This is a genomic window from Ignatzschineria indica, from assembly GCF_003121925.1.
Classification (GTDB): domain Bacteria; phylum Pseudomonadota; class Gammaproteobacteria; order Cardiobacteriales; family Wohlfahrtiimonadaceae; genus Ignatzschineria; species Ignatzschineria indica.
This window is the reverse complement of the sequence record NZ_QEWR01000003.1, coordinates 154,960-169,907: the sequence shown is the minus strand read 5'-3', so window position 1 is coordinate 169,907 and position 14,948 is coordinate 154,960. Positions and strand designations below refer to the sequence as shown.

Annotated in this window: 11 protein-coding genes; 6 read left to right on the top strand and 5 right to left on the bottom strand. The window is 43.4% G+C overall.

The annotated features are described in order from the left end of the window. Positions 1 to 31 precede the first annotated feature (31 nt). From DC082_RS06815 to hemH, 5 genes are all read left to right on the top strand, one after another. Complete coding sequence (locus DC082_RS06815; RefSeq protein ID WP_109236337.1) at positions 32 to 1,567, top strand: UDP-N-acetylmuramoyl-L-alanyl-D-glutamate--2,6-diaminopimelate ligase; 1,536 nt, start codon at positions 32 to 34, stop codon at positions 1,565 to 1,567. Continuing rightward, positions 1,554 to 2,915 (top strand): UDP-N-acetylmuramoyl-tripeptide--D-alanyl-D-alanine ligase, encoded by a 1,362-nt coding sequence (locus DC082_RS06810; RefSeq protein ID WP_109236336.1) that lies wholly within the window; start codon positions 1,554 to 1,556, stop codon positions 2,913 to 2,915. The genes DC082_RS06815 and DC082_RS06810 overlap by 14 nt, the downstream gene beginning before the upstream one ends. Before the next feature lie 172 nt (positions 2,916 to 3,087). Beyond that, complete coding sequence (gene mraY / locus DC082_RS06805; protein WP_109236335.1) at positions 3,088 to 4,170, top strand: phospho-N-acetylmuramoyl-pentapeptide-transferase; 1,083 nt, start codon at positions 3,088 to 3,090, stop codon at positions 4,168 to 4,170. Positions 4,171 to 4,470: 300 nt separating this feature from the next. Continuing rightward, on the top strand, positions 4,471 to 5,451 hold the full coding sequence (locus tag DC082_RS06800) for a malate dehydrogenase (RefSeq protein ID WP_109236334.1): 981 nt from the start codon (positions 4,471 to 4,473) through the stop codon (positions 5,449 to 5,451). Positions 5,452 to 6,878: 1,427 nt separating this feature from the next. After that, positions 6,879 to 7,826 (top strand): ferrochelatase, encoded by a 948-nt coding sequence (gene hemH / locus DC082_RS06795; RefSeq protein WP_109236333.1) that lies wholly within the window; start codon positions 6,879 to 6,881, stop codon positions 7,824 to 7,826. Between the two features lie 172 nt (positions 7,827 to 7,998). On the opposite strand, the gene accC is transcribed toward hemH, so the two are convergent. The 3 genes from accC to aroQ form a co-directional block, all read right to left on the bottom strand. Further along, on the bottom strand, positions 7,999 to 9,354 hold the full coding sequence (gene accC, locus DC082_RS06790) for an acetyl-CoA carboxylase biotin carboxylase subunit (RefSeq protein WP_109236332.1): 1,356 nt from the start codon (positions 9,352 to 9,354) through the stop codon (positions 7,999 to 8,001). Between the two features lie 13 nt (positions 9,355 to 9,367). Continuing rightward, on the bottom strand, positions 9,368 to 9,835 hold the full coding sequence (gene accB / locus DC082_RS06785; RefSeq protein ID WP_109236331.1) for an acetyl-CoA carboxylase biotin carboxyl carrier protein: 468 nt from the start codon (positions 9,833 to 9,835) through the stop codon (positions 9,368 to 9,370). 61 nt (positions 9,836 to 9,896) lie between these two features. After that, positions 9,897 to 10,370 carry a type II 3-dehydroquinate dehydratase gene (gene aroQ / locus DC082_RS06780; protein WP_189363320.1) on the bottom strand — a complete coding sequence of 158 codons (474 nt, stop codon included), beginning with the start codon at positions 10,368 to 10,370 and terminating at the stop codon, positions 9,897 to 9,899. Between the two features lie 447 nt (positions 10,371 to 10,817). On the opposite strand from aroQ, the gene DC082_RS06775 reads away from it, so the two are divergent. Next, complete coding sequence (locus DC082_RS06775; RefSeq protein ID WP_109236330.1) at positions 10,818 to 11,765, top strand: transglycosylase SLT domain-containing protein; 948 nt, start codon at positions 10,818 to 10,820, stop codon at positions 11,763 to 11,765. A gap of 881 nt (positions 11,766 to 12,646) precedes the next feature. Here DC082_RS06775 and DC082_RS06770 read toward each other — a convergent pair. Together DC082_RS06770 and DC082_RS06765 are read right to left on the bottom strand one after the other, a co-directional pair. Then, positions 12,647 to 13,627, bottom strand: a complete 981-nt coding sequence (locus tag DC082_RS06770; protein ID WP_109236329.1) for an XdhC family protein — start codon at positions 13,625 to 13,627, stop codon at positions 12,647 to 12,649. Between the two features lie 52 nt (positions 13,628 to 13,679). Continuing rightward, on the bottom strand, positions 13,680 to 14,921 hold the full coding sequence (locus DC082_RS06765; RefSeq protein WP_109236328.1) for a c-type cytochrome: 1,242 nt from the start codon (positions 14,919 to 14,921) through the stop codon (positions 13,680 to 13,682). Positions 14,922 to 14,948 lie beyond the last annotated feature (27 nt).

Sequence of the window (14,948 nt, the reverse complement as noted above, 5' to 3'; positions counted from 1 at the left end):
CGGCAATGATTGTTATGCAAAGGAGTGATGGATGAAATTAGCGGCACTTTTAGAAGGAACAGCGATACTCGGTGATATTCCTGCCGAATTCTTAGCCATTGAGGTTTCAGGATTGGCATCAGATAGCCGTTATGCAGCGCCTGGAGATCTCTTTTTTGCAAGACAGGGTGAAGCGAGCCATGGGCTCGATTATCTAGCTTCATTAGAAGAAATTGGCGTAAGTGCCATCCTTTATGAAGATCCTCAAGGGGTGATTGCTCATCCCACGACAATTCCCGTACTCAAGGTGGAATCGATTGACTCATTGATGCGCCTTCTTACCTTCCGTTATTATGAAGAGTTACAATCACGCATTGCCCTGATCGGGGTTACGGGGACGGAAGGGAAGACCTCGGTGACACAATTTATTGTTAAAGCTTTTGAAGCGCTCAATATTGATTGTGGTCTTATCGGGACAAATGGTATCGGTTTTCTCCATAACTTGAAGGAGAATACCCATACAACGCCCGATCTTTTAGCGCTCTATCAATCTCTCGCGGAGATCGATAATCACGATAATGTCCGGGTATTGATTAATGGGGAACTCCCTATCGCGCTCGAGGTGACCTCACACGCCCTCGATCAAAAACGGATTGAAGGGCTCTCTTTTGAGACCACTGTCTTTACCAATCTCAATCGTGATCACCTCGATTATCACGGGACATTAGAGGCCTATGGCGAGGCTAAAGCACGCCTCTTCTTGGAGTATCCTCAAAAAAATAGTGTGATCAATCTCGATGATCCCTTTGGCGCTAAGATCTATCAGCGCTTAAAGCAGGAGCGTCCTGATGTGCGAACTTTCCCCTTTGGCCGAGCGCCTTCAGATGAGGCGAATTATCTTCAGATTGAGGATCTAGAGCTCCATGCAGAAGGACTCCGTTTCAATCTTCACTTTGAAGGGAAATCATACCCGATTGAGAGTCCGCTCTATGGGGCATTTAATGCCTATAACTTAGTGGCAGCGATCGCGGTTCTTCTCTCATTTCGTCTACGTATTGAGTGGATTGTGGAGATTATTCCCCATATTACCCATGTAAAAGGGCGTATGGAGATGCTCCATCTTAAAAATGGGGCGGTTGCAGTTGTCGATTATGCCCATAAACCTAATGCGTTAAAGCAGGCATTGCTCTCTTTGCGAGATCATCTCGAAGAGGGTTCGCTCTCGGTTGTTTTTGGTTGTGGCGGTAATCGTGATAAAGGAAAGCGTCCATTGATGGCGGCGATTGCAGAAGCGCATGCCGATAAGATCATTATCACGAGTGATAATCCCCGTTTTGAAGAGCCGATGGCGATTATTGAAGATATTCAAGCGGGCTTGAGTGATCCTACAAGTGAAAATGTATTGATTGAGGCGGATCGAGCGGCCGCTATTGCAATAGCAATTGAGAGAAGTGCGCCGGGCGATATTATTCTGATTGCCGGAAAAGGGCATGAAGATTACCAAATTTTAGGAGATAGAGAGATCTATTTCTCCGACTTTGCTGAAGTAGAGAAGAATAACGAGGAGTTATCGTATGAAGCTATCTGATGCCGCTAAAATTATGAATGGTGAGCTGATCGGGCAAGATGCCTACTTCTTTGGAGGCGCAAGTGATACGCGTAAACTCAAGCCGGGTGAGCTCTTTTTTGCATGGAAAGGGGATCGCTTTGATGCTCACGATTATCTAGAGAGTGCAGAACTAAAAGGGGCGATTGGTGCGGTTGTTGAGCGCTTTGTCCCCTCTGCACAGATTGCACAAATCGTTGTTAAAGATAGCCAAAAAGCGTTAGGTAAAATTGCAAAAGCGTGGCGTAAAGAGTGGCAAGGAACGATGATTGCCTTAACGGGATCAAATGGTAAGACCACACTCAAAGAGATGATCACCTCGATCCTCTCACTGAACCACGATGTCTTAGCAACGGAGAGCAACTACAATAATCATGTTGGTTGCCCGTTGATGCTACTTCGCCTCAATAAACATCATACGCATGCCGTGATTGAGATGGGGGCGAATCATCCTCATGAGATTGAGTATTTAACAAAGATCGTAAAGCCTGATATTGCGATCTTAAATAATGCCGGTGCTTGTCATCTAGAGGGATTTGGCTCTCTTGAAGGTGTTGCTGAAGCAAAGGCGGAGATCTTTTTAGGTCTTGCGGAAGAAGGAACGGCGATTATCAATGCCGACGATGCTTTTGCGGAGAAGTGGCTGCAAGATGTGATCGATTTTAAGAGTCTCACATTTGGTATTAAATCGACTGCAGATGTAATGGCGCATCAGATTGAGGGGCGCTCCTTTGAGCTTGAGTTAAAGCCACTTAAAGAGAAGCGGAAGATCGAATTACAACTGTTAGGGCGACACAATATTCTCAATGCCTTAGCAGCATCTGCGGCGGCTGTTGCTGCTGGGGAGTCGATCGATACGATTCAGAAAGGGCTTGAGCGTTTAGAGGCTGTTCAGGGTCGTCTGCAAGTGGTAAAACTTAAAGAGAATGTACAGCTCGTCAATGATGCCTATAATGCCAATCCTAACTCCTTAAAAGCGGGAATTGATGCCTGTAATGCCGGCACTCGTTGGCTAGTATTAGGGGATATGCGTGAATTAGGAAAAGAGGAGATCGCAATCCATCGTGAATGTGGCCACTATGCGAAAGAGGCAGGTTTTAGCCAGCTCTTTGCCTTAGGAGAATTGACTAAGGCGAGTGTTGAAGGTTTTGGCGATGGCGCTATCAGTTTTCCCGATCATCAATCACTGCTTGATACGCTTAAAGAGGCGATTGCCGCTTATGAGGACTCAGCGCTCTTAACGATACTTCTAAAAGGTTCTAATAGCATGAATATGCAATACTTTTATGAAGCGCTTCTCCGGGAACGTGAGTATCGCGATGATGAGTAATGGCATAATGACTCATGGAACCATGAATCATGCCAGAAGAGTCGAACTTATCCTTCGATTGATAACTCAATTAAGAGCTCAATTAAAAACCTAATTAGTAACTCAAATAGTAACTCAAGTTACACTCCACTCACTACTTCATTAGAATAGTTCGTTTAAAGGATTCACCACTATGTTGTATGCGCTTCTCTCTCTCTTGGCTGATTACTGGTCGCCGCTACGTGTTTTTCAATACATCACGATGCGCGGAATTATGTCGGCCTTGACGGCGCTTGTCTTTAGTATCGGTTTTGGCCCAAGTTTTATTCGTTATCTTCAGAAGCAGCAGATCGGTCAATTTGTCCGTAATGATGGTCCGGAGAGCCACCTCTCTAAGCAGGGGACGCCGACAATGGGGGGAATCCTCATTATCTTTGGAATTCTGATCTCAACGCTCTTATGGGCAGATCTGACCAATTTTGATGTCTGGGTCGTGCTCTTTGTTTTGCTCAGTTTTGGTGCAGTTGGATTTCTGGATGATTATCGTAAAGTGGTGAAGAAGCAATCTTTAGGGCTTCGAGCAAAAGAGAAGTATCTCTACCTTAGTGCTGCCGGCCTCCTTGCTTCTTGTGCGCTCTACTTTACGGCAGAGACCCCATCAGATACCGATCTCTTAATTCCCTACTTTAAAGATCTCGCGATTCCCTTAGGGATTCTCTTTATTCCTTTTACCTATTTAGTGATAGTTGGTGCGAGTAACGCCGTTAATATGACCGATGGTCTGGATGGGTTAGCGATTATGCCGACGATTATGGTGGGGGGTGCATTAGCAATCTTTGCTTATATTGCCGGCAATATGGTCTTTGCAGATTATCTCTCGCTCCCTTATGTCGAAGGTGCCGGAGAAGTATTAGTAATTTGTGCTGCGATTGTGGGTGCAGGTTTGGGCTTTTTATGGTTTAACACCTATCCCGCTCAGGTCTTTATGGGCGATGTGGGCGCACTCTCTTTAGGGGGTGTTTTAGGGGTCATTGCCGTTATCGTGCGTCAAGAATTGGTCTTCTTTATTATGAGTGGACTCTTTGTGATGGAGACACTTTCTGTAATTCTACAGGTTGCATCCTTTAAGTTACGTAAAAAGCGTCTCTTTAGAATGGCGCCGATTCATCACCATTTTGAATTAAAAGGGTGGCCGGAGCCACGCGTGATTGTTCGTTTCTGGATCTTTACCTTTATCCTAGTATTGGTCGGTTTAGCTTCGATTAAGCTTCGTTAATACTCTTCAAAGATTTTAAAAATTTTATACGCTGTTAACCATTAGTCGTTACATCAGTTCTTACATTAGTTGTTACATTAGTTGTTACATTGGTTGTTACATTAATTGTTACACTACTTTTATAAAAGTGATAGACAATAGAGAAGACATTCCGAGTGAATGGCGTATAATAGAAAAATTACATATTCACTACAAACATTCATTCGATACAGATTAAAAAGCTTTATTCAAAAGCTTTATCAAAAAGTTTTATCAAAAGTTTTTAATGACAGTGCATTCTATTTATGAGGAGAAGCAAATATGAAAAAACCAGTACGAGTAACCATCACAGGTGCAGCAGGTAATATCGGTTATGCGATGGCTTTCCGTATCGCAGCAGGCGATATGTTAGGTCCAGATCAACCTGTTATCCTTCAGCTTTTAGAAATCACCCCAGCATTAGAAGCACTTAAAGGTGTGGTGATGGAGCTCAATGACTGTGCGTTCCCATTAGTACAAGATATCATTGCGACAGATGATCTGAATGTTGCGTTTAAAGATACTGATTACGCAATGCTTGTTGGTGCGCGTCCACGTGGTCCAGGTATGGAGCGTAAAGATCTTCTTGAAGCAAATGGTGCGATCTTTGGTCCACAAGGTAAGGCGCTTAATGATCATGCAAGTCGCGATGTAAAAGTTTTAGTTGTGGGTAACCCAGCAAATACAAACGCATTGATTGCAATGAAGAATGCACCTGATCTTAACCCTCGCCATTTCCATGCAATGACACGTTTAGACCATAACCGTGGTTTAAGCCTTCTTGCAGAGAAGACTGGTTCACACATCAATGACATCAAGAAGATGACTATTTGGGGTAACCACTCTTCAACACAATATCCAGATCTAACCTTTACAACTGTTAATGGTAAGCCTGCGCTTGAGTTAATTGAGCGTGACTGGTATGAAAACGAGTATATTCCACAAGTTCAACAACGTGGTGCGGCGATCATCAAAGCACGTGGAGCATCTTCTGCGGCATCTGCAGCATCTTCAGCGATTGATCATATGCGTTCATGGGCATTAGGCACTAAAGAGGGCGATTGGGTCTCTATGGCGGTACCTGCTGATGGTTCATACGGCATTGAAGAAGGTATCATCTACTCATATCCATGTGTTTGTAAAGATGGTGACTTTGAGATTGTTCAAGGTCTTGAGATCTCAGACTACTCACGTGAAAAAATGGATGCAACCGAGAAAGAACTTCGTGAAGAAGCTGACGCGGTTAAATCACTTTTAGGTTAATACGCACGATTCGCGGTTGAGCGCTGGCAGTCTATAAATTAGAGTTTATAACTGATTAAGCGGACCTAAAGTAAGAAAGGCTAATCATGATCGATAAGATCTGATTAGCCTTTTTCGTAGGTGATCTGTAGTTTTAGTCTGCATCATTGATGCCAATAGGTGGGCATGCAGAGGTGAAAAGAAAGAAATAGTTGGCTCCAGCAGTTCTGCTGCTTCTCTTAAGAGTCATTGGTAGAAAGATATTGATCGAAAAAAGAAGCTGAACGCTGCCGGTCCTCACTATCGCGTACTTCCACAAATCTCGCGCCGGCAGTTGGCGATCATTTGAGTGCCAAAATATTTTTATCTTTATAAAAGCTGATGAGATGCCGGATCTTACTACTGAATGCTTCCAAAAATCGCGCGCAGGCAGAAGGCATCATTGATGCCAATAGGCGGGCATACAGAGGTGAAAAGAACGAAATAGTCGGCTCCCGCCGCTCCAGAGCTTCTCTTAAGAGAGATTGATTAAAAGATGTTGATTGAAAAGGGTTGAACGCTGCCGGTCCTCACTACTGCATACTTCCACAAATCTCGCGCCGGCAGATAGCGATCTCCAATCGCTGAAATTACTATAAAACTGTTGTAATAGAGTAGGCTGAACGTTGCCAGACCTCACTATCCCGTGCTTTCGGAAGTAGCTCGCCGGCAGAAGGCATCATTGATGCCAAATGGCGGGCATGCAGAGGTGAAAAGAAAGAAATAGTTGGCTCCCGCCGCTCCAGAGCTTCTCTTAAGAGTGATTGATTAAAAGATGTTGATTGAAAAAAGAAGCTGAACGCTGCCGGTCCTCACTACTGCATACTTCTACAAATCTCGCGCCGGCAGTTGGCGATCATTTGAGTGTCAAAATATTTTTATCTTTATAAAAGTTGATGAGGTGCCGGATCTTACTACTGCATGCTTCCAAAAATCGCGCGCCGGAAGAAGGCATCATTGATGCCAAGTGGCGAGCATGCAGAGCTGAAAAGAACGAAATGGTTGGCTCCCGCCACTCCCAGGCTTTCTTAAGAATGACTGGTTGAATGATATTGCTTGAAAGATCTTTATTGAGAAAAGGGCTGAACGCTGCTGGATCTTACTACTGCATGCTTTCGGAAATAGCGCGCCGGCAATGGAATATTTAAATATTGGATAGGGGATCTTGATTCAAGATCTGAAAGAGGCTGATTGAAAATGATGATGAGAATCATTAGCCAACTTCTTGCTGCTACTGTTAGAATAGAGAATTATGTAATGTGTTATCTCAAAAGTTGTAGATGAGATCGAAATATTGATGATATCGATGATATTGATGATGTAGAAGAGATGATGCCGTAAGGGGATTCCCCTTTTTATTGATGCAATGATTCACATAAAATTCACGACGATAAAGTAGAGATTTAAGAATGAAGAAAATTGGTGTTGTATTAACAAATTTAGGGACTCCCGATGCACCGACAAAAGAGGCGCTGAAGGTCTATCTTGAAGAATTTTTGAAAGATCCTCGCGTGATTGAGGAGCCTAAATGGAAGTGGTACCCCATTCTTTACGGGATTATCCTCAATACTCGCCCACAAAAGTCGGCGGAGAAATATCTAGAGGTTTGGGACAATGGCTCGCCACTACTCAATATTACAAAGGCGCAAGCGGAGAAGTTAACAGAGCTATTGCCGGATAATTACCAAGTTGAAATTGCGATGCGTTATGGCAACCCTTCGATCGAATCGGCGATTAAGAAGTTGATTGCTGATAAGGTCGATGAGATCGTTATTTTCCCTCTCTACCCACAATACTCTGCCGCAACCACCGCTTCTGTGATGGATAAGGTTGGGGAGGTGTTAAAAGAGTTGCGTTACTTCCCGGCACTTCGAGTTTTGGGGGCTTACTATCAAAATCCGCTCTATATCGATGCTTGTGTTGAGCGTATTCGTGAATCAACAAAAGATTTAGAGCTTGATAAATATGTCTTCTCCTATCATGGTATGCCGCTTCAAACCTATCTTGAAGGGGACCCATACTTTGATCAATGTTTAGAGACAACGCGCTTAATCGCAGAGCGAATGGGCGAACCCCTAGAACGTTTTGAAACGGTCTTCCAATCCCGTTTTGGACGCGCAGAGTGGCTTCAGCCTTATGCCGCACAATTCTTTGAAGAAGCCCCCGGCAATGCCATTACTAAGATCGCTGTTTTCTGCCCAGGGTTTAGCGCAGATTGCTTAGAAACATTAGAAGAGATGGCGATGGAGAATTATGAACTCTTTATGGAGTCAGGTGGGGAAGCCTATACCTTTGTCCCCTGCATCAATAGTGATGATCTCCATATTGAGATGATGAAGGATGAGGTTCTTAAATAGAATTTCATAAGAGAGATTTTTATAAGAGAGAATCTCACAAGAGCGTTAAATATAAACAGATACAATAAATAGATATAAAAAAGAGAGCGATCGGTTTAATTCGATCGCTCTCTTTTATTTTGATATTGGAGAATCCGTTTTACGGTATTAATCCTGATATCCTATTATCCTACTACGCTTCTACTTTGCTCTCTTTCAACATCTTCTCAAGATGGTGAATATCCATCCCTCCTTTAAGGAAGACAGGATCATTTAAGATACGAAGATGCAATTCAGCATTGGTGTTGATGCCTTCAATAATGAGCTCATGAAGCGCATTTTTAAGGCGACCAATTGCCATATCACGCGTGGGTGCATAAGAGATAATCTTTGCAATCATCGAATCGTAGAAAGGTGGAACGGTATAACCTGCATAGATATGGGTATCGATACGGATACCAGGGCCACCTGGTGGATGATAATTGGTGATTAAACCAGGAGAGGGGATAAAGGTCTCAGGATGCTCCGCATTGATACGGCACTCGATCGCATGACCTTCAAACTTGATATCCTCTTGGGTAATCGTCAATGGCATACCGCTTGCGATCTTCAACTGTTCACGAACAAGATCAACACCGGTGATCATCTCTGTAATAGGATGCTCAACCTGAATACGGGTATTCATCTCGATAAAGAAGAACTCACCATTCTCATAGAGGAACTCAAATGTTCCGGCACCACGGTAGTTGATACGTTTACACGCTTCAACACACGCTTGACCGATACGCGCACGCTCTTCAGCAGTAATGCCGGGAGCAGGTGCTTCTTCCAATACTTTCTGATGACGACGCTGTAAGGAGCAATCACGCTCACCAAGATGGATCGCATTTCCTTGACCATCTGCTAAGACCTGAATCTCAATATGGCGCGGCTTTTGAAGGTAACGCTCCATATAGACTTCAGGATTACCAAAGGCAGCTAATGCTTCTGATTTCGTCAATTCGATTGAGCGAAGGAGATCCTTTTCAGATTCTACAACGCGCATACCGCGACCACCACCGCCACCGGAAGCTTTAACGATAATGGGATATCCCACTTCACGCGCAAGGCGGAGGTTTTCCTCTTTATCATCACTCAAAGCATCGCCAGAACCGGGAACACAGGGAACACCTGCTTCAATCATCGCTTTCTTTGCCGAAACTTTATCTCCCATAATGCGGATTGTCTCCGCTGTAGGGCCGATAAAGGTAAAGCCTGAGCTCTCAACACGCTCTGCAAAATCGGCATTTTCAGCTAAGAAACCGTAACCAGGATGGATACCATCGGCATTGGTTAACTCTGCTGCTGCGATAATGCTCGGGATATTGAGGTAACTAAGGCCCGGCGCAGGAGGACCGATACAGACAGATTCATCTGCAAGACGGACATGCTTGAGATCCTTATCACCGGTAGAGTGAACCGCAACAGTCTGAATTCCAAGCTCTTTACAAGCTCTTAGAATTCGCAAGGCGATCTCTCCACGGTTAGCAATTAATACTTTCTTTAACATCTCTAATAGCTCCTTATTCAAGGATCATGAGAGGCTGATCAAACTCTACAGGCTCACCATTTTCTACTAAGAATTTAACAACTCTTCCAGAAACTTCAGCTTCAATTTGATTAAACATCTTCATCGCTTCGATAATGCAGACAACATCGCCGACATTAACTTGTGCATCGATTTCTGTGAATGGGTCTGATGTTGGTGATGCAGCGCGGTAGAATGTTCCCACCATTGGTGAGCGAACAATTTTTCCAGAGAGTTCAGCAGGAGCTGCTTCTGGTGCTGAAGTTGTTGCAACAGATGGCATCTGTACATTCGTTTGTGGTGCAGCTTGAGGTTGCATCATTGGCATTTGACCGGTAAATACCTGGGTCTCTTTTGGAAAGCGGCTAATACGAAGAGACTCTTCACCATCTGTAATCTCGATTTCATCGATGGATGAGTTATCAATGAGTTCTACGAGTTTTTCAATTTCTTTAATATCCATTAAGATTAGCTCCTATGTAAAATGATAAGGAGATTCCATAGAGGAATCTCCTTATTTCGATCTATTTGTTCGAGTATTTGTTAGAGATTATATTCGTAATATTGAGTAGTGCAAGTTCATAGCCATAAAGTCCACACCCGACAATAACACCATTAGCAATATCTGATAGGTATGAGGTATGTCTAAAGGACTCTCTGCTAAAGACATTGGAGATATGGATCTCCACAAAAGGAATCTCTACGCCGAGAAAAGCATCACGAATCGCAATACTTGTATGGGTAAATGCACCTGGATTGATAATTATTCCTTCAATATTATTCTGCTTTGCTGCATGAATTGCTTCGACAATCTCATATTCGCGATTACTCTGCATTGTGATTAAATCGATATCGCACGCCTTCCCGCATTCTACCAGGTGTGACTCAAGCATCTTAAGCGTTGTGCTCCCATAAATTTCAGGCTCACGCATTCCTAAGAGGTTTAAGTTAACTCCATTGATTAGAAGGATTTTTTTGTGCTTTTCTTGATTTATCATAAGTGCCATTTTACCGCATAATTTTTAAGAGTGCCTAAATATTCCTTTATACCATTAAGGCTTTTCGTTTGGCATTTTTTATTTTTAAACGCGATCTAAAGCGCTACTAAAATCGCTATTAGAATTCTCTATTCTATTCTCTTTCTTCTACTCTTTTAAACGTAACCCAAAAGTGATTGATTCAACCACTCTTTTTCTCTCCTTTATCTCTCTTTTATCTCTTAGATAATAGATTTTGAGATCTTTATTGATCGATCTTAAATCAGTTTAGAGTTTGTTTAAAATCTGTTTAAAGCTTGTTTAAAGTCTGCTTAAAATCATGATCAATGAGTGAAGGAAGTGATTATAAAAAGGATTTACCATAGCGTTAAAATCGCTCTAATAAAAAAAATAAAGCGGTTTTTTTGATCAATCTCAGTTATACTCCCTTTCTGTTTAGCAAATAGAATGAATGGAATGACTAAAAAAGAGAGTTATTTTTCAATCGATTACTTAAGCCGTATCACCTCCTTGCGCCACATCACAGGGCAGACATTTCTGCTGCTTCTCTGCATGATGGCCTCGCTTCTAACTGTCGCTTATGCATCAGGGCGAGAGCGCGCGCAACTCTACGAACCCGATCTTCTCCTTACAACGAAACTCAACAATGGTATGGGGATGGGAGATAAAGATCACGCTCGTGTTCGTGCAATGATTCAAAATTATGAGACAAAAAATGCCGGAGTCTTCACCCATTTAGATGGTGATGGTCTTGTTGTCTTTAATTATGTCGTTGATGAGTTAGCACGCAGAGGCTTACCGCTTGAGATCGCATTTGTTCCGTTAGTGGAGAGTGGATATCGTCCTAATGCGCGTAATGGTCAACATATTGGGCTTTGGCAATTAGGTCCGGCTGCTGCAAAGACATTTGGGATTCAGATTTCACAAAAGTCAGATGGGCGTTTAAACTTCGTTCGTGCCACAGAGGCCGCACTCGATTATCTAGAATATCTTAATCGCCGTTTTGATGGGGATTGGCTCTTGACGCTAGCTGCTTACAATGCTGGGGAAGGGCGAGTTTTGCGCAGTATGAAGAAGAATCGTGCAGCAGGCAAGCCGGTTAACTTCTGGAATTTAGATCTGCCACCCATTACAAAAGCTTATATCCCAAGAGTGTTAGCGCTTTCTCAATTAGCCTTAGAGAAGCAGCAGCTTGAAGTACCGGTGGAATCGATTCCGGAAATTATTGCGGTGAAATCTCCCAATAAGAAAGAACTTTTAGAAGCGGCACGCCGTTATGGATTAAAAGAGCATACCATTAAGTATCTCAATCCAAGTGATCTCTATACGAAAGATGGCGCATCCGTCATGATTATGCCGAAAGAGATTGCCACATTAGCTTATGGTACTAACTAAGCCCATAAGAGTAAGCCTATAAGAGCGATTAGGATCCATCGCCGGCAATTTTAGTGATGAAAGATCACAAACCGCCGGCGCATGATTTGTATAAGCACGCAATAGTGAGGACCGGCATATCATCAGCTCTTTTTAAATAACTCTTTCTATTAATCGTTTTTAAGAAAAGCCGTGGAGCGGCGGGAGCCAACCATTTCGCTCTTATTACTACTGCATGCCCGCGAATCGGCATCAATGATGCCGGGGACACTATCATTAAAGTAACGATTATTCGCGGTAGAAGATTGCTATCTGCCGGCGTACGATTTGTGTAAGCACGCAATAGTGAGGATTTGCAAGGTTCAGCTTCTTTTTTCAATGAATATTTTTCAATCAATGATTCTTAAGAGAAGCCGTGGAGCGGCGGGAGCCGACTATTTTCTTCTTTTAACGAATGCATGCCCACCATTCGGCATTCTTAATGCCAACCTGCCGGCGCGAGATTGATGGAAGTCTGCAAGAGTAAGATCCGGCATATCATCAGCTCTTTTTAAATAACTCTTTCTATTAATCGTTTTTAAGAAAAGCCGTGGAGCGGCGGGAGCCAACCATTTCGCTCTTATTACTACTGTATGCCCGCGAATCGGCATCAATGATGCCGAGGACACTATCATTAAAGTAACGATTATTCGCGGTAGAAGATTGCTATCTGCCGGCGCACGATTTGTGTAAGCACGCAATAGTGAGGACCGGCAACGTTCAGCCTACTTTATTGCAACAGCTTTAGAGAAGTTTCAGTGATTGGAGATCGCTATCTGCCGGCGCACGATTTATGGAAGCACGCGATAGTGAGGACCGGCAGCGTTCAGCTTCTATCGGTATCAAAAAGAGCTGGGATCTTCTTAGAGGGAGATCCCATTTTTTACGCGAACAATATCAGCAACAATGGCAAGAGCGATCTCTGCTGGAGTTTTACTTCCAATAGGAAGGCCGATCGGTGCATGAATTCGTGCTAAATCTGCCTCCTCATAATCCGTACATTCACGTAATCGCGCTAGGCGATTTTCACTATTACGTTTTGATCCCATTGCTCCGATATAGAATGCCGGCGTCTCTAATGCGGCAATCATCGTAAAATCATCAATTCGAGGATCATGCGTCAGTGAGAGAATTGCCGTCTGTGCAGAGGCTCCCTCATTTTCAAGATATGTTGCCGGAAAGGTCTTCAGTAGCGTTACTCTCTCAATCAGAGGAGAACTCTCTAATTGCCGAAGCTCCTCTTGTCGATCGTCTGCAACAATCACCTTAAAGCCCAATGTTGTCGCAAAATCGATAGTATAGAGCGCAACGGCAGAGATGCCGGCAATTAAGATCCGATTCTCTGCTTCTAAGGGGAGCGTTATAACCCCATTGACCTCATTGATCCCCGCAGGAAGTTGCTCACGACTGACAGGTAAAAGCCGTGCCGATTCCCCTAATTTCACCTCTTTGAGCAACTCTCCTTTGCCGGTAAAGGCTTGCATCATCGCCTGAAGATAGATCGTATTTGCTTCTGCCGGCTCGAGCCGCTCAAGAAGGACATCGATTGTACCACCGCAAGGAAGCTGTCGATTCGGTCGAAAGTGATCGCTCATCTCTCCATAGATAATTATTTCACTCTTTTTTTGAAACCAATTCTCTTTGAGCTTTACAAGAAGATCCTCCTCAATACAGCCTCCCGAGAGAGAACCCACATATTCCCCTCTGCTATTTGCCGCAAAGAGAGCCCCAGGCGAGCGCGGTGCAGACCCATAAGTGCGAAGTACCGTGCAGAGCCAAATTGTCTCCCCTGCGGCAAGCCATTTTAATGCCGATTCAATCACCAATAGGTCGAGCTGTTTCATCTATACGATTCCTTATTATTCTTGATTATTACTTCCAACAATCTGAAACATATTATCGAAGTTTTTGGATATCATCTTCGGTAATATCTCCCGGAAGCCCCGCCCATGAAGTGCGTAAATAATTGACGAGATCTGCAATTTCAGCATCACTTAAGTCATCTTTAAAAGCCGGCATTGCTTGCAATCTTTCATAGCCGGGAAAAACTTGCCATGGGAGCCCCTCTAAAATGGTCATAATGAGATTATGACTATCTGGATTACGGAGCGTACTATTTCCGATCATCGATACAGCAACATTAGGTTTGCCCATCCCATCTTCATTATGGCAGGCTGCACACATATTGAGGTAGATATCTCGACCACTATTATTATCAGTTACAGTAAGGATCTCTACCTTTTTAGGGGGAAGAGGATCATCTCCCATAAGGTAAGTTGCTATTGCGGAGATATCTTCATCTTTCATATGTTGCGTACTATTGAACATCACCATATACATATCGCTATAAGCGGAGCCCTGAGGTGCAATTCCCTTTTTGAAGTATGTTTCGAGATCTTGTTTTGTCCATCCCCGTTCTGCTAAGCCTTCGGGCGTAATATCGGGTGCAGCAAATTGACCTAAGATTCCCCCTTTCATGACTTGATCTCTTTTAGCTTCTCCAAAAGGTCCCATAGGGGTATGACACATAGCGCAATGACCTAATGTATTAACAATATAACGACCGCGTTCCCACTCTGCTGAGCTCCCTTTAGAGGCTGCGGGAAGTTCTTTAGCATCTAAAAAGAGCATATTCCAACCGATTAAAAGCGCACGTTGATTATAGGGGAATGATAATTGATTCTTAGGCGGAGCGACATCGATCGCTTCTAAAGACATTAAATAAGCGTAGAGAGCATCAGAGTCTTCACGAGTTATATTATTAAAATAGGCATAAGGCATTGCCGGATAGAGATTTCTACTAGGTGGCGCTACTCCTTCAGTCATTGCTCTGTAAAAATCATCTGCTGTCCAGCGTCCAATACCATAATCGGCAGAAGGCGTGATATTGCTACTGTAGAGGGTTCCAAATGGTGTATCCATTTTATATCCACCCGCTAACATCGCGCCATTTTCTGTTGTATGACATGATGCACAATCACCTAAAATAGAGAGATACTTTCCTCTTTCGAGGGTCTCTTTGGAGGCATTAACAATCTGTTTTTCTCCGTCAAGTGTACGATTCTCTAACCAAGTAAAAAAAGCAATCACCCCAATAATAAGGATGAGTAAGCCCCCAAATATTTTTTTCTTATTCATAATCTGTCTCTCTATTGATTATTCTTT